Origin of the sequence: Salinicola sp. RZ23 (genome assembly GCF_003206675.1) — a bacterium.
GTDB classification, from domain to species: Bacteria; Pseudomonadota; Gammaproteobacteria; order Pseudomonadales; family Halomonadaceae; genus Salinicola; species Salinicola endophyticus.
This window is the reverse complement of the sequence record NZ_PZJK01000013.1, coordinates 58,992-77,254: the sequence shown is the minus strand read 5'-3', so window position 1 is coordinate 77,254 and position 18,263 is coordinate 58,992. Positions and strand designations below refer to the sequence as shown.

The following is an 18,263-nucleotide window of genomic DNA, read 5'->3' as shown; positions in this document are numbered from 1 at the left end:
GCGCACGTGGCGCGTCGTGTTCGATATACGCCGTGTTCGATATACTGGGGAGATGTTTTTCGCGTTCACCGCCAGGTGCGGTGACGGCGCGTCATGTCTACCGACTGCTAGGACATCTGCCATGGCATTTCCCACGCTCGCGCAAACCGTCGGCAATACGCCGCTGGTGAGGCTCGCCCGCATCAACGCCGGCCGCGACAACACGCTGCTGGCCAAGCTCGAGGGCAACAACCCGGCAGGCTCGGTGAAGGACCGGCCGGCGCTGTCGATGCTGCGCGAGGCCCAGGCCCGCGGTGATATCGCTCCCGGCGATACGCTGATCGAGGCCACCTCCGGCAACACCGGCATCGCGCTGGCCATGGCGGCGGCGGTGATGGGCTATCGCATGGTCCTGATCATGCCGGAGAACGCCTCCAGCGAGCGCAAGCAGGCGATGGCCGCCTATGGTGCCGAGCTGATCGGCGTGAGCAAGGAGCAGGGCATGGAGGGCGCACGCGATCTCGCCAACGCCATGATCGCCCGCGGCGAGGGCAAGTCCCTCGATCAGTTCGCCAATGGCGACAACCCGCTGTCGCACTATCGCTCCACCGGCCCCGAGCTGTGGGAGCAGACCGCCGGGCGCATCACCCACTTCGTCAGCTCCATGGGCACCACCGGTACGATCATGGGCACCTCGCGCTATCTCAAGGAGCGCAATCCGTCGATCGAGATCGTCGGTCTGCAGCCGGCGGACGGCGCCAGCATTGCCGGTATTCGGCGCTGGCCCGAGGCCTACCGCCCGGGCATCTTCGAGCCCGCCCGGGTTGATCGCACCCTCGACATCGAGCAGCACGAGGCGGAACACCATATGCGCCGACTGGCTCGCGAAGAGGGCATTCTCGCCGGGGTCTCCTCCGGTGGTGCCCTGGCCGGGGCCCTGCGTATTGCCGAGGAGGTCGACAATGCGGTGATCGTATTCATCGTGTGTGACCGCGGCGATCGCTATCTTTCCACCGGCCTCTACGCCCCGGACGCCTGAGATGGCGATGCTGGGAAAACGCCGTACGCCGGCGCGCAGACGGGAGAGCACCACCGCCCCCAGCGGGGACGCCGCGGCGCCGGGGCTCTACATCGAACGCCTGGCCCATGATGGGCGCGGCGTGGCGCGCGCGGCCAGCGGCAAGACGGTGTTCGTCAGTGGTGCGCTGCCCGGCGAACGGGTCGAGGTGGCGGTGCACCGCGAGCGGCGGCGCTTCGACGAGGCCCACGTGCGCCAGCGTCTGGTGAGCGCGCCCGAGCGGGTCACGCCGCCCTGTGCCTATTTCGACCGCTGTGGCGGCTGCGACCTGCAGCACATGGATATCGCCGCCCAGCGCGAGCACAAGCGCCGGGTGGTGAGCGAGCTGCTCGCCCGCCAGGGCATCGAGGCCCCCGGCGAGGTGGGACTGATCGCCGGTGCCGATGTCGGCTACCGGCGGCGCGCCCGGCTCGGGGTCAAGCGTGACGGCGAAGGGGGTGTGCATCTCGGTTTTCGCGCCCGCGGCAGTGATCAGCTGGTCGATATCGTCGGCTGCATGGTGCTGACACCGGTGCTGGCTGCGCTGTTGGCGCCGCTGCGCGAGCTGCTGGCGACGCTGGACGTGCCGCGTCACGTGGGGCACCTGGAGCTGCTGCTGGACGATCACGCCATGCCGGTGGTGGTGGTGCGGCAGCTGCGTGAAGTGAGCGAGGACAGCGAGCGCTGGCGGCGCTTCGGCGAGCACCACGGCGTCGCGGTGGCCCAGCTACAGGGCCGTGAGCAGCCCCAGCTGCACTGGTTGGGCGCGGCGCCCACGCTGGCGGTACGCGTTCAGGGCGCCGCCCATGGTGTGACGCTGGCGCTGGCCCCGGGGGATTTCGTTCAGGTCAACGCCGAGATCAACCAGCGGCTGATCGATACCGCCCGCGCCTGGCTGGCACCGACGCCGCGCATGCGGCTGCTCGACCTGTTCGCCGGCATCGGCAACTTCTCGCTGGCGCTGGCCGGTGAGGTGTCTGCGGTGACCGCCGTCGAGGGCAGCCAGACGATGGTCGAGCGCCTGCGGGCCAACGCCGACGCCAATGCGCTACCCGCGGTGACGGCGGTGCAGGCGGATCTGAGCGCACCGGACGCGCGTCTCGAGGCATTGCTGGCGGAACACGATACGCTGATTCTCGATCCGCCGCGGGATGGCGCCGATGCCCTCTGCCGGCGGCTGGCGCAGAGTCAGGTGGCGCAGGTGCTCTATGTCTCCTGTGATCCGGCGTCGCTGGCGCGGGATGCGGCGCATCTGGTCGCCGGCGGCCTGGTGCTGCGGCGGCTGGCGGTCGCCGACATGTTTCCACATACGGCGCACCTGGAGTCGCTGGCGCTGTTCACGCGGCGCGACACGGCGGGCGACGCTGGCGGCACCGATCACGACTGACGCGAATCACGACGAACGCAAGCATCACGAACGCGATTATCACGAACAACGAAAGCCCGGCGCCGTGTGGCTTGCCGCTCAGCGCAAGGCGGCGGCATCAACAGGCTCCAGGAGGCGAGGACAGGCATGGTCAAGGTGCGTGAGGATCAGCCGTCGGTCGGCCCCGGCGGTGTCGATCTCGAGGGGTGGCTCGAGCGGTTGAACGACGAGGTGGCGCTGCGCGACCCGCAGCGCATGCGTCAGGCGTGCGAGCTGGCGCGTGCCGCGGGGGAGAATCCGCAGGCGACGACGCTGGAGAGCGTGCCCGGATTGAGTCTGCTTACCGGGCTGGAGATGGCCGATATCCTCAGCCAGCTGCGGCTCGATCAGCCGACGCTGGAGGCAGCCGTGCTCTACCGCAGCGTGCGCCGTGGTTTGATCAGCGTCGAGGGCGTGGCCAAGCGCCTGGGGCGGGAGGTCGCGCAGCTGATCGAAGGGGTGCTCAGCATGGCCGCGATCAGCCAGCTGCAGGCGCCCAAGCAGGGGCTCTCCCAGCACAACCAGCAGGAGAACCTGCGCAAGATGCTGGTGACCATGGTCGACGATGTGCGCGTGGCGCTGATCAAGATCGCCGAGCGCACCTGCGCCTTGCGTCAGGTCAAGGACGCCTCGCGCGAGAAGCGACTGCGTGTGGCGCGGGAGGTGTTCGACATCTACGCACCGCTGGCACACCGGCTCGGTGTCGGCCAGGTGAAGTGGGAGCTCGAGGATCTCGCCTTTCGCTATCTTCACGAGAGCGAGTACAAGTCGATCGCCAAGCAGCTGGCGGAGAAGCGTCTCGACCGCGACCGCTACATCAAGGACGTGGTCGCCACCCTCGAGGAGTTGCTCGAGCGTCAGGGGATCAGCCAGTACCAGGTCGACGGCCGCGCCAAGCACATCTATTCGATCTGGCGCAAGATGCAGCGTAAGCACATCGACTTCTCCCAGGTCTACGATGTGCGCGCGGTGCGCATTCTGGTGCCCGAGATCGCCGACTGCTACACCACCCTGGGGGTGGTGCACTCACGCTGGCACCACGTGCCCAACGAGTTCGACGACTATATCGCCAACCCCAAGAAGAACGGCTACCAGTCGCTGCATACCGCGGTATTCGGCCCCGAGAACAAGGTGCTGGAGATCCAGGTACGCACCTTTGCCATGCACGAAGAGGCCGAGCTCGGCGTCTGTGCCCACTGGCGCTACAAGGGCACCGATCTCGACCCCAAGAGCCGCAGCTACGAAGAGAAGATCGCCTGGCTGCGCCAGGTCCTGGAGTGGCAGGAGGAGGTCGGCGAGGTCGGCGACTTCCGCGAAGGCCTCACCAGCGACGTGGCCCCGGATCGGATCTACGTCTTCACGCCCGATGGCCATGTCATCGACATGCCCCAGGTGGCGACGCCGATCGACTTCGCCTACCGCGTGCACACCGAGATCGGCCACCGTTGCCGTGGGGCCAAGGTCGACGGGCGCATCGTCCCGCTGACCTACCTGCTCAGGACCGGCCAGCAGGTGGAGATCCTCACCGCGACCAAGAGCGCACCGAGCCGTGACTGGCTCAATCCCAATCTGGGCTACGTACGCACCTCGCGGGCGCGGGCCAAGATCCAGGCGTGGTTCAAGCAGCAGGCGCGTGAGCAGAACCTGGAAGAGGGCAAGGCGATCTTCGACCGTGAGTTCCGGCGCCTGGATATCGAGGGCGTCGATCTCACCCGACTCGCCGAGGCGGTCAACTACACCAGCGCCGAGGACATGTACGCGGCGATCGGCGCCGGCGATCTGCGAATCGGCCAGGTGCTGCACCAGGCGCAGCAGAAGTTCGGCGAGAGCGACGACCAGGAGCAGCTCGACCGCCTGCTGACCAAGCCCAAGCGCCAGCCCTCGCGGGAGGCCGGTGATGGCATCACCGTGCTCGGGGTGGGTAACCTCAAGACGCTGATGGCCAACTGCTGCCACCCGGTTCCCGGCGATCAGATCATCGGCTACATCACCCAGGGGCGCGGGGTCACCATCCACCGCCAGGACTGTGCCAACGTGCTGCAGCTGCGCAGCGAAGAGCCACGGCGCATCGTCGACGTCGAGTGGGGTGACCGTGCGCGCACCCAGTATCCGGTGGACATCGAGATCGAAGCCTGGGATCGCTCGGGTCTGCTGCGCGATGTCACCCACGTGCTCTCCAGTGACCGGATCAATGTCACCTCGGTGAACACCGCCACCGACAAGCACGACAATATCGCGCGCATGCGCATCACCCTCGAGGTGGATGGGCTCGAGGCGCTGGAGCGCATCTTCTCGCGCATCCAGCAGTTGCCCAACGTGATCGATGTCAAACGCCTGCGCCAGGGACAGATCCAGTGAGCCTGACCGAAGAGACCGCCGCGACTCACCGTTACACCCTCGACGATCTGCTCACGCTGATGGCCGTGCTGCGCGACCCCCGCGACGGCTGCCCGTGGGATCTCAAGCAGGACTGGGACTCGATCGTGCCGCACACCCTGGAGGAGGCCTACGAGGTGGCCGACGCGATCGAGCGCCGCGCCTTCGACGAGTTGCCCGGCGAGCTCGGTGACCTGCTGTTCCAGGTGGTCTACTACAGCCAGTTCGCGCGCGAGGCGGGGCGCTTCGAGTTCGCCGACATCGTCCACACGCTAACCGCCAAGATGCTGCGCCGCCATCCGCATGTGTTTCCCGATGGCACCCTGAACTCGCGGCGCAGCGATGGTGCTGTCGCCGAGTCCGAGGTCAAGGCGCGCTGGGAGGCGCTCAAGGCCGAGGAGCGTGAGGCGCGCAAGGCCCAGGGTACGGCGCGGGTCTCGGCGCTGGATGACATTCCCGCTGCGCTGCCGGCACTGAGCCGGGCGGCCAAGTTGAGCAAGCGCGCCGCCGGCCAGGGCTTCGACTGGCCCGACGAGCGTGGTGTCATCGACAAGATCCGGGAAGAGCTGGCGGAAGTCGAGTCGGCACTCGCCTACGGCGATCGCCAGCACGCCCAGGCCGAGGTGGGCGACCTGCTGTTCGCGGTGGTCAATCTGGCGCGGCGGCTGAAGTGTGACCCCGAGCAGATGCTGCGGCGTACCAACCACAAGTTCGAACGCCGCTTCCGCCATGTCGAGGAGGCGCTGGCACAAGACGGCGTCACCCCCGGGGAGGCCACGCTGACGCAGATGGAGCGCCACTGGCAGGCGGCCAAGGCTCAAGAACGCCCGCAGCCAGAGACAGCGGAGCGCCAGCAGGCAGAGACACCGGAGCGTGGTCCCTCGCAGTAACGCGCCGCGGTGGCTGCAGGCAGGCCTGCCGCGCTTGCCAGGGACGCCTCGCTTATGGCTATGTTTGGGTAATACTCTCTTCGTCATCCGGTCGTTGCCGCCACATCTGTCGTCGTCAGGCCGGAGTCGCCATCGCGCATCGCCGCCCGCAGAGGAACCTTCATGAGTTCAGAGCACGCCCCCATGACGTCGGACCACGATACCTCGCTGCACGAATCGCTCAGGGAAAATGTCAGGCTGCTGGGCGACAGCCTGGGTAGAACCATCGCCAACGACATGGGCAGCGACTTCGTCGATCGGATCGAGGCGATCCGCGCGCTGGCCAAGCAGGGGCGCCAGCGGGCCGAGGCGTCCGATCGCCACGCGCTGATCGACTATCTGCGCGCGCTGCCCGACGACGAGCTGCTGCCGGTGACCCGAGCCTTCAACCAGTTTTTGAATTTCTCCAACATCGCCGAGCAGCACTACCGGGCACGCTTTCGCCGGGTCGAGGACTATCGCCCCGGCACCCAGCCCGACCTGGGCGAGCTGATCGAGCGCATCGCTGCCGCCGGCAAGTCGCCCCGCGAGATCGTCGATGCGCTTGCCGGTATGCGGGTCGACCTGGTGCTGACCGCTCACCCCACGGAGGTCATTCGGCGCACCCTGATCCAGAAATACGATGCCATCGACGAGTGCCTGAGTCGGATCGAGACCAGCGGCGAGCATCCCGAGGTGCTGCAGCGCGCCCAGGGGCGACTCGAGGAGTTGATCGCCCAGTCCTGGCATACCGACGAGATCCGCCACGAGCGGCCGACACCGGTGGACGAGGCCAAGTGGGGTTTCGCGGTGATCGAGAACGCGCTGTGGCAGGCGGTACCGACCTTCCATCGTGACCTCGACGCGCTGCTGCTCGACGCCACCGGCGAGCGCCTGCCGCTGGACGCCTCGCCGATCCGCTTCGCCTCCTGGATGGGCGGCGACCGCGACGGCAACCCCAATGTCACCGCCGCGGTCACTCAGGAAGTGCTGCTGCTGGGCCGCTGGATGGCGGCGGATCTCTATCTGCGCGATCTCGATCAGCTGCGCGCCGAGCTATCGATGTGGCAGGCCAACGACGCTCTGCGCGCCGAGGTGGGTGACGATCCCGAGCCCTACCGCGCGCTGCTCAAGCAGCTCACCATCCGGCTGGAGGCGACCCGTGCCTGGGCCCGCGCCCGGCTCGACGGCGAGCCGGTGGCGGACGCCCCGATCATCGAGACCCGCGCGCAGCTGCATGCGCCGCTGTTGACCTGCTATCGCTCGCTGTGTGACGTCGGTCTGGAGACCATCGCCAATGGTGTGCTGCTCGATACCCTGCGCCGGGTCGGGGTGTTTGGGGTGACCCTGGCCAAGCTCGACGTGCGCCAGGATGGCGCGCGCCACGCCCAGTGCCTCGACGAGTTGACACGCCACCTGGGGATCGGTGGCTATCTGGCGTGGCCGGAAGCGCAGCGCCAGCAGTTCCTGCTCGACGAGCTGGCGTCGCCAAGGCCGCTGGTGCCGCCGCGCTGGGCCTGCTCTGCCGAGGCGCGTGAGGTGCTCGACACCTTCCGTGTGATCGGGCGCGAGCAGCGCGAGGCGCTGGGTACCTACATCATCTCGATGGCGCAGCAGCCCTCCGACGTGCTGGCGGTGGCGCTGCTGATGAAGGAGGCCGGCGAGGGGCTGAACCTGCCCATTGCACCGCTGTTCGAGACCCTCGACGATCTCGACCGCGCCGGGGCGGTGATCGAGCGGCTGCTGGCGCTGCCGGGCTACCGTGCGGTGGCCGGTGACTATCAGGAGGTGATGATCGGCTACTCCGACTCGGCCAAGGACGCCGGCCAGCTGGCGGCGGCCTGGGCCCAGTACCGGGCCCAGGAGCGGCTGGTCGAGGTGTGCCGCGAGGGCGGCGTGGCGCTGACCCTGTTCCATGGCCGTGGCGGTACCGTGGGGCGTGGCGGCGGCCCGGCCCACGCCGCCATCCTGTCGCAGCCGCCGGGCTCGGTGAACGGCAGTCTCCGGGTCACCGAGCAGGGCGAGATGATCCGCTTCAAGTTCGGTCAGCCGGATATCGCGCTACGCTCGATGGAGATCTACACCTGTGCGGTGCTGGAGGCGACCCTGTTGCCGCCGCCGGCGCCGCAGCCGGCCTGGCGCGAGGAGATGGAGCGCCTGGCCGATATCGCTCACGCCGCCTATGTGGGCGTGGTGCGCGAGAACCCGGACTTCGTCGACTACTTCCGTGCGGTGACACCGGAGAGCGCCCTGGGTCGGTTGCCGTTGGGCTCGCGCCCGGCCAAGCGGCGCCAGGAGGGGGGCATCGAGACGCTGCGTGCGATTCCCTGGATCTTCGCCTGGACTCAGATTCGACTGATGCTGCCGGCCTGGCTGGGCAGCGGAGAAGCCTTCGCCACCCGGGTGGCCGAGGAGGGCGGGCTGGCCAGGTTGCGCGAGATGCGCCAGCAGTGGCCGTTCTTCCGCACCTATCTGGACATGCTCGAGATGCTGCTGGCCAAGTCCGACGGCCAGATCGCCGCCTACTACGAAGAGCGGCTGGTCGATGCCCCGGCGCTACGCGAACTGGGCAGCTCGCTGCGCCAGCGCCTGGTCGACCTGGAAGCGGTGCTGCTGCGGATTCTGGATCAGCGCACGCTGCTCGAGGACACGCCGCTGATCCGCCAGGCCATCGAGGTGCGTAACCCTTACATCGACCCGCTGCACGGGCTCCAGGCCGAGCTGTTGCAGCGTAACCGTGACGCCGACGGCGACATCAGCCCGGCGCTCTCGCGGGCGCTGATGGTCACCATGGCGGGCATCGCCGCCGGGCTGCGCAACACCGGCTGAGACGTGGCACTGGGCCGGGGCGAGGTGCTCGCCCCGGGACGTGTGGACAGGGGAGGTCGCCAATGGAGTTCAAGGACTACTATGCGGTGCTCGGCGTCGAACGTGACGCCACCCAGGAGGAGATCAAGCGCGCCTATCGCAAGCTGGCGCGCAAGTATCACCCCGATGTCAGCCGCGAGACCGACGCCGAGGCACAGTTCAAGGCGCTGGGCGAGGCTTACGAGGTACTCAAGGACCCGGAGAAGCGAGCCGCCTACGACCGTCTTGGGGGACGCGAGGGCGAACGCTTCGAGCCGCCGCCCGACTGGGATGCCGGCTTCGAGTTCAGCGGCGGGGGCTATACCCACGGCGAGAGTGCCGACTTCAGTGACTTCTTCGAGACGCTGTTCGGCCGCCGTGGCGGCAGGGGCGGATTTTCGGGGTTCGACGCTGGGGGTGGCTTCGAGCGCGGCGGTCGGGCCCACGGGCAGGCGCTGCACGGTGAGGATCATCACGCCAAGGTGCTGATCGAGCTGGAGGATGCCTATCAGGGCGCCACCCGCACCCTGTCGCTGCAGAGCGCCGAGCTCGACCCGCAAGGCTATCTGCGCCCGCGGGAGCGCACGCTCAAGGTGCGTATTCCCAAGGGCGTCAAGGCGGGCCAGCGTATCCGGCTCGCCGGACAGGGTGGTGCTGGCGTCAACGGTGCCGCCGCCGGCGATCTCTATCTGGAGGTGGAGTTTCGTCCCCACCCGCGCTACCGGGTCGACGGTCGCGACGTCGCCGTGACCCTGCCGGTGGCGCCCTGGGAGGCGGCGCTGGGCACCACGCTGGCGCTGACGACACCGGGCGGCGAGGTGACCCTCAAGGTGCCAGCCGGCGCCGTTGGCGGGCGCCGCCTGCGCCTCAAGGGGCGCGGTATCCCTGGCACGCCGCCCGGCGATCTCTACGTCGAGCTGATGCTGGTGACGCCCTCGGCCGACAACGAGGCGGTGGCGGCGGCCTACCGCCAGCTGGCCGAGGCCAGCGCTTTCGACCCCCGTGCCGAACTGGGAGGTAACGGATCATGACGCGACATATTCCAGCGGGCGAATCGGTGCTCGAGGGGGACAATCTCGACGAGCGTCCGCTGTTGACCCTGGGCGATCTCTGCCGCAGCTGCACCGTGCACGCCGAGTGGGTGATCGAGCTGGTCGACGAGGGCATTCTCACCCCCGCGGGGCGCTATCACGAACAGTGGCGCTTCTACGGCAGCAGTCTGACCCGGGTACGCACGGTCAGGCGCCTGCAGCGCGACCTGGGGGTCAACCTGGCCGGTGCTGCGCTCGCCCTGGAGCTGATGGAGGAGCTGGAGGCGCTGCGCCGGCGGGTCGATGGCGGGTCAGCCTGAGCCCACGAGTCACGCCAGCGGCTTGGCCTGCGGGCGCATTGCCAATCGCCGCCGCACACCTGGCGCTCAGGCCGGCGTAGCGCGATAGCAGGCGCGTAGCCGCGGTACCGCCAGGGCGTGGGTGTCGGCGAGCGCGAGCAGCGGCTGCAGAATGGCGTCGCGCTCGGTGCCCCGCCCGGCCAGTACATCCTGGAGCATCGACGAGCGGTTACCTGCGGTGGCCTCGATCACCGCGCCGACCCATCCCTGCCAGCCCGCGGCCGGGGGTGGCACCTTCGCCGCCGCCATCAGCTGCGCGATCTCCGCGCACAGCGCTGCGACCTCGGCGCTCAGCTGCGGCTCGGCGAGGGCGCCGTTGAGTACCCGATGCCGCGCCGTCAGTGGATTGATCACGGCGTTGACCGCCAGCTTGTGCCACAGCTTCTCATCGATGTCGTCGCAGGCGCTGGCCGCCAGGCCGACGCGGGTCAAGATCGCGGCGACCGTCTCGGCCAGTGCCAAGTGGCGTGCCGCCAGATCGCCGAGCCAGGTGTGGCCCGCCGCCGCGTGCACCACACCAATCGCCGGTGGCGGCTGGCGGTAAGCCGCCTCGGTGGTCGCCGCGCACAGCACCGGCCCCGGCCACTGGGCGCTCAGTCGAGGTTGGACGCTGAAGCCGTTCTGCAGCAGCAGCAGCGGGGTGCCCGGCGCCAGCTGCGCCTGCTGCAGCGCTTGCTCGGCATCGGGCGCCTTGGTGGCGACGATCACCAGCGCTGGCGGCGCCTCGGGCGATGCCAGCGCCAGGCTGCGCCAGCTGCCATCGGTCTCCTGCAGCCGCAACTGATTCAGCAGGCCGTGGCGCCCGCGCAGCGCGATCGGCCCGATGTCGTCTGCCGCGGCCAGGCGCGCCGCGAACAGCTGGCCCAGCGCACCCGCGCCGAGCACCAGCCAGGGCGCGGCGGTCATGAACTCGATCCCTTGGCGCGGCGCGTGCGTGGCTTGCCCTTGCTGGCCGTGCGTCGGCGTGACTGGCCGCCGCCGCGTTTGGCCGTCTGGCGCTTGCCGCGTGTCGCCTTGGGGGCATCCGGGGCGGCACCCTGGCGTGCGGCCTTGAGCGCCTGGTCGAGCTTGCTCGCGCTGGCCTGGCCGAGCAGTTGACGCAGATCCGCGAGCAGGGCGTCGACGAATGGCTGCGCCGCGGCGTTGCCCTCGGCGATGCTGGTCAGGCGCTGCTCCCACAGCGCGGTGCGTTCCGGCTGCGAGGCCGCCGGCGGCAGCGAGTCGATCAAGGCGTGGCCGGTCCGCGAGGCGCGCAATGCCTTGGCCTCACGCACCAGATAGCCACGGGTCAGCAGGGTTTCGATGATGCCGGCCCGGGTGGCCTCGGTGCCCAGGCCGTCGGTTTCGCGCAGGGTGCGCTTGACCGCCGGATCGTCGACGTAGCGCGCGATGTTCATCATTGCCTTGATCAGGCTGGCATCGTTGAACGGCTCCGGCGGGCGCGTCTCGCGGCTCTCGACCTCGGCGCCCAGCACGCGAGCCGCCTCGCCCTGGTGCAGCGTCGGAAGCGTGGGCACGTCGTCACGGGTGGTGAACAGCGGCTTCCAGCCCGGCTCGATGATCTCGCGCCCCTTGGCCTGGAAGCGTTCGTCGAGGATCTCGAACAGCGCCTGGGTCTCGAAGGTCTCCAGCGGTGGGTAGAACTGTGCCAGCACGTTGCGCGCGATGAGCCGGAACAGGTTGGCCTCGTCCCGGCTCAGGCGCGCGAGATCGGCCGGGCGTCCGCTCGGCGCCAGGGCGTGGTGAGCGCCGACCTTGGCATCGTCCCAGGCCTTGGAGCGCCGGCCGAAGTCGGCCCCCTGCACCCACTCTGTGAGTGTCGCGTCATGCTGGCAGGCGCTCGCCAGGGTGCGTGCGGCCTCGGCATGGTGGGCCGCCGGCAGGTAGCGACAGTCCGAACGCGGATAGGTGATCAGTTGATGCCGCTCGTAGAGCGCCTGGCACACGTCGAGCACCCGCTTGGCGGAGAGCCCGAAGCGGCGCGCGGCGTCCACCTGGAGCGCCGAGAGCGAGTAGGGCAGCGGTGCCGCTTGCCGCTTGCGGCGCTGCTCCAGCGTCGCCAGCCGGCCCTGACTGCCGGGCAGGCGCGCGGCCAGCGCCTGGGCCGGGCGCGGGTCGAGCAGGCGCCCCTGGGCATCCAGCGGCTGGCTCTCGTCGGGTAGCCACCAGGCGCGCAGTTCGCCGGCGGCGACCGCCAGATCGACCCACAGCGGATAGAAGGGGTAGGGCTCGAAGGCGGCGATCTCGCGATCGCGGCGCACCACCAGTCCCAGCACCGGGGTCTGCACCCGACCCACCGAGAGCAGACCGTCGTAACCCGCCTGGCGGCCGATCAGCGTCCACGCCCGGGTCAGGTTGATGCCATAGAGCCAGTCCGCCCGCGAACGCGCCTCGGCGGCGGCGAACAGCGGCTGGTAGCGCTGGTTGTCCTCGAGCCGGGCGAGCGCCTTGGCCACCGCGGGACGGTTGAGATCCTGCACCAGTAGACGCTGCAGCGGACCGCGCCAGCCGAGATGGTCGAGCACCTCCTGCACCAGCAGTTGGCCCTCGCGGTCGGGGTCGCCGGCGTGGACGACGCTGGTGGCGCGCTTGAGCAGCTTGCGCAGCACCGCGATCTGGCCGCGGGCCTGGGGGCGCGGCACCAGTTGCCAGCGGCTCGGCACGATCGGCAGATCGTCGAGGCGCCACTGCTGATAGCGGGGGTCGTAGGCCTCTGGCGGGGCCTGCTCCAGCAGATGGCCCAGACACCAGCTGACGCAGGTGTCGCCGGCCTCCAGATAGCCCTCGCGGCGCACCGCGGGGGTGGGCAGCGCGGCGGCGATGGCCCGCGCCAGGCTGGGCTTTTCGGCGACGATCAGACGCATGCGCGGTTCACTTCTCCAGATGTCGGCGGGCCCGCACCAGGGCGCGGTACCACTGGCGGTGCGGCGTGCCCACCGCCGGTGGCGCCATGCTCAGATAGCTGACGTTGGGCGTCTCGCTGCGCTCCAGGTTGACGTTGGTGAGCATCGTCAGGGTGGCTTCGCGGGCGCCATACTGGCGCTGCAGGAACGCCATCGCCGCCGGCTCCAGTGCCACCCGGTAGTGGCGCACCAGGGCCAGGGCCAGAGATTCTGCGGTGCGCGACAGGTCGATCTCGATCTCGCGCACCATCGCCGAGCCCATGGCTGCCTTGGCCGCGGCCGAGAGATTGGGTTCGAGCTGGCCGAAATCCGCCGCGTTGGAGCTGTTGATGGCGCGCTGTACCGCGGGGCGAGAGAGCTGCACGTGGGGCTCAAGCGCCAGGAAAATCTCCACCGCCACGCGCTTGGCGGTATCGACGCCGACGCTCAACTGGGTATCGCGCTCGGCCTGACGCAGGCGGTCGCGGAAGGTGCCGATGTTGGCCTTCTCCATGTGGCGCCCGAGCAGCTTGCACACCTCCGCCTTGGCCTCGTCGTCGAGTGCGATCTTGCTCTCGCGGATGCGCAGACCGCGCCGACCAGGACCCAGGCGCAGGCGGGTAGTGCTGTCGGAGAGATTGGCGCTGAGCGCTTCCCAGCGTTCGGCCATGCGCAGGCGGTGGGCGTGGCTGCGGCCGACCGACTCATAGGCGCTGGAGACGCTCTTGTAGAGCTTGATCGCGTTGGTCAGCACCTCGGCGTTCTCGCGCAGTGTCTGGCGCTGCTCCTTGCGTCCGTTCTGGATCGCCCGCACCTGGGCGTCGATGCGCGCGCTGAGGTCGTCGATCGCCGTCACGCTGTGGGCGAGCAGGGCGTCGGCGCGCTGGCCGGAGACGCTCTCGGCCAGCGGCGTGACGGAGCGCTCGGTGAGATAGGTATTGAGCGCCTTGAGACGCGAAAGTCCGGTGGCCTGGGCGATGCGGTGGCGGGCGCGGGCCTCCTCGAGATTGTCGAAGGCGCGCGCCAGTTTCCAGCGGCCGCGGTACTCGAACGAGAGCACCGGAATTTCGCGGCCGCTGATCAGTTCGAAGGCGAGGATCACCATCTCCTCGACATCCTGCAGTGTCATCAACAGGTCGTTGTCACTCTCGATCGCCGCCATGACGCGCTCGATGAAGTTCTCGTCCCGTGCCACGCCGTAGCGCGGATCGGGCGCGCGGCCTTCGAAACGCTCGCGCAGCAGGGTGATGGCCTGGGGGGCAAGATCGAACAGCTCGCCGAACTGCGGCTCGATACGTTCACGGTAAGTGGTGAAGAGATCGCTGATACGGGCGTGCAGGCCGACCCGGCGATAGACCTCGATCTGGCCGATCAGGCGCGCGCTCTCGGGGTCGTCGAGCAGCTCCAGCGCGGCCAGCTCGACGCCGGCCGGTGACAGGTCCTGCTTGCGCAGCAGCATGGCGGCGGCCTCGCGGCGGCGCGCGTCGCCGTCGAGGCTCTCGACGATCAGGTTGCGGGTTGCCAGCAGCAGCTCCGGCAGCGTCTTGATCACCCGCTCGATGCGCTGCGAGGTGCGCTCGACGCGTCGCCCACGGGTCAGGTGGTGGAGCAGGTTGGCGAGTACGCCGAAGATGCCGGTGATCACCGTGAACGAGATGAAGAAGATGTAGTTCTCGATCGTCGGCGCCTTGCCGTAGCCGAGCAGGTAGCCGCCCCAGGCGCCGAGCAGGGTCACCGGCCCGGCGGTCCACAGGATCTGCAGCAGGCTCACGGTCCACGGCACTTTCTCCACCGCGGCGGTGATACGACGGATCTCGTCGCGCCCCTCGCGCTCCAGGCGCACCTGGGGGGTATCGCTGGCGGCGACTTGGGGGCGGCGGCGGAGAGTTGGGGGGATCAACGAGAGCAAGCTTGCTCCTTGCAAACGACAGCGGACAGAGCGGGCGGCGGCTAACTTAGCACCCCAGGTCGAGCGTCGCCAGCGCTGTTGCCGAGCGTGCTAGGATGGGGCCAATCGAACGGAGGAACGCCATGCTGACTGCTTGGGTCGAACAGCTGCTGGGGTATGCCAGTGGCGCCCTCGAGGCAATTCGCGACAACGAACACTACCCGGCACTGATGGCATGGGCGCGCACGCAAGGGGCCGAGCAGTGCGGCGGCAGTCTGGACATGGCCCAGGCGCTGGCGCCGATCATCTGGAACCAGACGCCGCTGGTGCGTCGCCAGTTCGGCTGCGAGCCGCTGGCCGAGCCGCGCCCCGACGAACCCTGCTGGTGCGATTCGGGCCGTGCCTATCGCGACTGCTGCCTGCGGGTGGAGTTGCCCAGCGCCGTACCGACGCATCTGATGTGGATGCTGTCGCTGCGTGAGTGGCGCGGCGAGACATTGAAAGCCGCACTGGAGAGCCGCAAGGCGCCGGCGCAGGCGCTGCTCGAGGCGGGCATCGTCTCCGCCGAGAGCGGCAACAACGGCCGTGCCCAGCAGATTCTCGAGTCGCTGTTCGCCGGTGAGCGTGACTGGCAGGCGTTGGCCGAGCAGATCGAGCCGGCCTTCGAGATCCTGATCGATCTCTATCAGGAGCGCGGTTTCCTGCGCAAGCGTGGCGCGCTGATCGAGCGGGTCATCGCCAGCGGCCCCGATTTCCTCCGTGCCGCGGCCTACGAGCGGCTCTGTCTGATGCACCTCGACAGCGGTGACCTGGCCAGCGCCCGGGAGGCCTTCCAGAGCGCCCAGCGGACGCTGCCGGACTCTCCCTCGCTGGCCTATATCGAAGCCATGGTGCTGCTGCACGAGGGCAACGTGGGCAAGGCGCGCCAGCGCGCGGCCTTCTGGTGGCGGCGGCTGGCGCGCCAGCACCACGCCGACCCCGATCAGCTCGACTTCATCGCCGAGCTCGCCGACGACCCCGAGTCGACCCTGGCCGAGCAGGTGATCAACTCCGAGGAGGCGTTGGCCGGGCCGCTGACCGCGCTGCAGGCGCTGCTGCACACCCAGCAGCGTCCACCGCGGCTGGTGCTGTCACGTTCGCCGGAGGGCGCGCTGCTCTACGAGCCCAGTCGGCGCGAGGCGTCACTCTACGCCGGCTGGATCGAAGCCTGTGAGATCGAGATCGACGAGGACGCCGCACTCGGGTTCCTCGGTGACCCCTGGGTCACCGCGCCGCAGTGGCTGCAGGGGCTGTGCGCCAACCCCGAGTGGCTCGATGCGCCCAAGGTGATGCAGGCACTGACCCTGGCGCTGGCGAGCCGCTTCGGCAGCCTGCCGTGGATGGTCGACACCTTCTTCACCCCGCTGGCCGAGCGCTACGCTGCCTGGCTGACCCAGCTCGAGGATGCCGGCGGTACTTTCTCCTGGCACGACGCCGACAACGCCACCTTGTTGCGCACGGGCCTGGCGCTGGTGATCGGCATGGAGCGGGGTGCCGGCCCCCAGGCGCGGGCGCTGGCGCAGCGACTGTTGGCACTGGACGCCGAGGATAGCCTGGGCCTGCGTGAGCTGGTGATCGACCAATTGCTGCGTGAGGGGAACGACGACCAGGCGCTGGCGGTGAGTGAGGCTGGGCCGGAGGGCGCCGACATGCTCGGTGTGCAGATGGGGCGCGTGCTGGCGCTCTATCGTCTGGCGCGGCATGACGATGCGCGCGCGGTGCTCGGTGAGGTGTGCGCGGCCAACCCCTATATCGTGCGCGTGCTGTGCGAGGAGCGTCCGCGTCCGGCACGCTTGAGCGTCGACATGCCCGAGCCCGGCACCCGCGCCGAGGCGTGGCAGTACCGCCAACTGATGCGCGATCAGTGGGCCGCCTCGGACGGCGCGCTGGAGTGGCTCTCGCGCCAGCCCTGCGCGCGCGCCGGCGAGAGCCGCCGCAACCAGTGATCGCCGAGGGGTGTCGGCCGCCGGATCAAGGCGCCGGCGTGTCGCGCGCCCCGCCGAGTTCCGGCAGACGCCGGCCCAGCCACCACGCCAGGGCGATCGCCGGCACCCCGAGCAGCCCGCTCAGCACGAAGAAGGGCGCGAAGCCGAGGTTGGCTACGGCGACGCCCGAGAACCCGCCGATGAACTTGCCCGGCAGCGTCATCAGCGACGAGAACAGCGCGTACTGGGTCGCGGTGTAGGCGCGCGAGGTGAGGCTCGACAGGAAAGCGATGAACACCGTGCTGGCGAGGCCGTTGGCGAGGTTGTCACCGGTGATGGTGAGCACCAGCAGCGGCAGGCTCTGGCCGCCCAGGGCGAGTACCGCGAACGCCATGTTGGTCAGCGCCACGGCGATACCGCCGATCACCAGCATGCGCGCGAGACCGTAGCGCACCACCAGCAGTCCGCCGAGTACGCCCCCTCCGATGGTCATGGCGACGCCGAAGACCTTGGTCACGCTGGCGATCTCGCTTTTGGTGAAGCCCAGGCTGAGATAGAGCGGATTGGCCATCGCCGCCATCACGATGTCGCCGATGCGGTAGATCGCGACGAACAGCAGCAGGGCGAAGGCGAGGCGCGCATAGCGCTGGAAGAAGTCGGCCACTGGACAGACCACGGCGGCGATCAGCCACACCCCGGCGCGGCGCTGCCACTCGGGGCGCGATGCTCCGGCGTGCAGGAAGCGCTTCACCCGTGGGTGGAACAGCACCCGGCCCAGCCCCTGCTGGCGCGGCGGCTCGGGGCGCAGCAGCACCGTCAGCATGCCGATGCCGACCAGCGCCGCCATGCTCAGATAGGCTGTCGACCAGGAGGCGGCGTCGGCGATATACAGCGCGCCGGCGCCGGCGACCACGATGCCGATGCGATAGCCGATGATATAGGTCGATGCCATCGCGGCCTGGATCTCCGCCTCCCCCGATTCGATACGATAGGCGTCGATGACGATGTCCTGGGTCGCCGCGCCGAAGGCGGTGAGCAGGGCGAAGGCGGCGACCAGCGGTAGGTGCCCCAGCGGATCGACCCCGGAGAGCCCGACCAGGCCGGCGGCGATCAGCGCCTGCCCGAGCAGCATCCAGCTGCGCCGCTGGCCGAGCGCGCGACCCAGCAGTGGCAGGCGCACGCGGTCGACGATCGGCGCCCAGAACAGCTTGATCGAGTAGAGCATGCCGATCCAGCTGAAGAAGCCGATGGCGGCGACGTCGACGCCGCTGTCCTCGAGCCAGGCGGTGAGGGTGGAGAACACCAGAAGATAGGGCAGGCCCGCGGAAAACCCCAGAAACAGCAGGGTGATGACCGGGGCGCGCAGATAGACCCGGCACGATGTCAGCCAGTCGCGTGGCTCGCGTTGCATGCAACCTCCAGACAGGGTCCGCCGTGTCGTCGGCGGACGTGGTGACGCGAAAAATGCTACTCTAGCCGATCGTGTCGCGTCTGGCGCGGGGGATCTGGCTGCCACGCTTTTCCCTGCCCGGGCGCGCTACGGGATTGTGATCGCGATCAGGAAGAC

Annotated in this window: 12 protein-coding genes; 8 read left to right on the top strand and 4 right to left on the bottom strand. The window is 69.2% G+C overall.

Annotation, left to right across the window (positions count from 1 at the left end; all coding sequences use genetic code 11):
* Window positions 1–121: 121 nt before the first annotated feature.
* The 7 genes from cysM (at window position 122) to DOM67_RS12870 (ending at window position 9,923) form a co-directional block, all read left to right on the top strand.
* Complete coding sequence (gene cysM, locus DOM67_RS12900) at window positions 122–1,018, top strand: cysteine synthase CysM (protein WP_110676475.1); 897 nt, start codon at window positions 122–124, stop codon at window positions 1,016–1,018.
* A gap of 7 nt (window positions 1,019–1,025) precedes the next feature.
* Window positions 1,026–2,423, top strand: a complete 1,398-nt coding sequence (locus DOM67_RS12895) for a TRAM domain-containing protein (protein ID WP_348627304.1) — start codon at window positions 1,026–1,028, stop codon at window positions 2,421–2,423.
* A gap of 126 nt (window positions 2,424–2,549) precedes the next feature.
* Entirely contained in the window at window positions 2,550–4,799 is a 2,250-nt protein-coding gene (gene relA / locus DOM67_RS12890) for a GTP diphosphokinase (protein ID WP_110676471.1), read from the top strand.
* Complete coding sequence (gene mazG / locus DOM67_RS12885) at window positions 4,796–5,707, top strand: nucleoside triphosphate pyrophosphohydrolase (protein ID WP_280951067.1); 912 nt, start codon at window positions 4,796–4,798, stop codon at window positions 5,705–5,707. Before relA ends, mazG begins: the two co-directional genes overlap by 4 nt.
* A gap of 183 nt (window positions 5,708–5,890) precedes the next feature.
* Window positions 5,891–8,554 (top strand): phosphoenolpyruvate carboxylase, encoded by a 2,664-nt coding sequence (gene ppc, locus DOM67_RS12880; protein ID WP_110676469.1) that lies wholly within the window; start codon window positions 5,891–5,893, stop codon window positions 8,552–8,554.
* 62 nt (window positions 8,555–8,616) lie between these two features.
* Window positions 8,617–9,603, top strand: a complete 987-nt coding sequence (locus DOM67_RS12875; RefSeq protein WP_110676467.1) for a DnaJ C-terminal domain-containing protein — start codon at window positions 8,617–8,619, stop codon at window positions 9,601–9,603.
* On the top strand, window positions 9,600–9,923 hold the full coding sequence (locus DOM67_RS12870) for a chaperone modulator CbpM (RefSeq protein ID WP_110676465.1): 324 nt from the start codon (window positions 9,600–9,602) through the stop codon (window positions 9,921–9,923). The genes DOM67_RS12875 and DOM67_RS12870 overlap by 4 nt, the downstream gene beginning before the upstream one ends.
* A 66-nt stretch (window positions 9,924–9,989) precedes the next feature.
* Here DOM67_RS12870 and DOM67_RS12865 read toward each other — a convergent pair whose 3' ends face one another.
* From DOM67_RS12865 to DOM67_RS12855, 3 genes are read right to left on the bottom strand one after another with little or no spacing between them, the layout of a single operon-like run.
* A complete protein-coding gene (locus DOM67_RS12865; RefSeq protein ID WP_110676463.1) occupies window positions 9,990–10,868 on the bottom strand; it encodes a 2-dehydropantoate 2-reductase in 879 nt (292 codons plus the stop codon).
* On the bottom strand, window positions 10,865–12,826 hold the full coding sequence (locus DOM67_RS12860) for a DNA topoisomerase III (RefSeq protein WP_110676461.1): 1,962 nt from the start codon (window positions 12,824–12,826) through the stop codon (window positions 10,865–10,867). Before DOM67_RS12860 ends, DOM67_RS12865 begins: the two co-directional genes overlap by 4 nt.
* Window positions 12,827–12,833: 7 nt before the next feature.
* Window positions 12,834–14,753 carry a hypothetical protein gene (locus tag DOM67_RS12855; protein ID WP_232825250.1) on the bottom strand — a complete coding sequence of 640 codons (1,920 nt, stop codon included), beginning with the start codon at window positions 14,751–14,753 and terminating at the stop codon, window positions 12,834–12,836.
* Window positions 14,754–14,875: 122 nt separating this feature from the next.
* Between DOM67_RS12855 and DOM67_RS12850 the strand changes: the two genes are divergently transcribed.
* Window positions 14,876–16,717, top strand: a complete 1,842-nt coding sequence (locus tag DOM67_RS12850) for an SEC-C domain-containing protein (protein WP_110676459.1) — start codon at window positions 14,876–14,878, stop codon at window positions 16,715–16,717.
* Window positions 16,718–16,742: 25 nt separating this feature from the next.
* On the opposite strand, the gene DOM67_RS12845 is transcribed toward DOM67_RS12850, so the two are convergent.
* Window positions 16,743–18,107: an MFS transporter gene (locus DOM67_RS12845; RefSeq protein WP_110676457.1), complete on the bottom strand. Its 1,365-nt coding sequence runs from the start codon at window positions 18,105–18,107 to the stop codon at window positions 16,743–16,745.
* Between the last annotated feature and the right edge of the window lie 156 nt (window positions 18,108–18,263).

Bases quoted from the DNA above. Each gene is read 5' to 3' on its own strand.
- cysM (WP_110676475.1), top strand. From the start codon at position 122: ATGGCATTTCCCACGCTCGCGCAAACCGTCGGCAATACGCCGCTGGTG.
- DOM67_RS12895 (WP_348627304.1), top strand. From the start codon at position 1,026: ATGCTGGGAAAACGCCGTACGCCGGCGCGCAGACGGGAGAGCACCACC.
- relA (WP_110676471.1), top strand. From the start codon at position 2,550: ATGGTCAAGGTGCGTGAGGATCAGCCGTCGGTCGGCCCCGGCGGTGTC.
- ppc (WP_110676469.1), top strand. From the start codon at position 5,891: ATGACGTCGGACCACGATACCTCGCTGCACGAATCGCTCAGGGAAAAT.
- DOM67_RS12875 (WP_110676467.1), top strand. From the start codon at position 8,617: ATGGAGTTCAAGGACTACTATGCGGTGCTCGGCGTCGAACGTGACGCC.
- DOM67_RS12870 (WP_110676465.1), top strand. From the start codon at position 9,600: ATGACGCGACATATTCCAGCGGGCGAATCGGTGCTCGAGGGGGACAAT.
- DOM67_RS12865 (WP_110676463.1), bottom strand. From the start codon at position 10,868: ATGACCGCCGCGCCCTGGCTGGTGCTCGGCGCGGGTGCGCTGGGCCAG.
- DOM67_RS12860 (WP_110676461.1), bottom strand. From the start codon at position 12,826: ATGCGTCTGATCGTCGCCGAAAAGCCCAGCCTGGCGCGGGCCATCGCC.
- DOM67_RS12850 (WP_110676459.1), top strand. From the start codon at position 14,876: ATGCTGACTGCTTGGGTCGAACAGCTGCTGGGGTATGCCAGTGGCGCC.
- DOM67_RS12845 (WP_110676457.1), bottom strand. From the start codon at position 18,107: ATGCAACGCGAGCCACGCGACTGGCTGACATCGTGCCGGGTCTATCTG.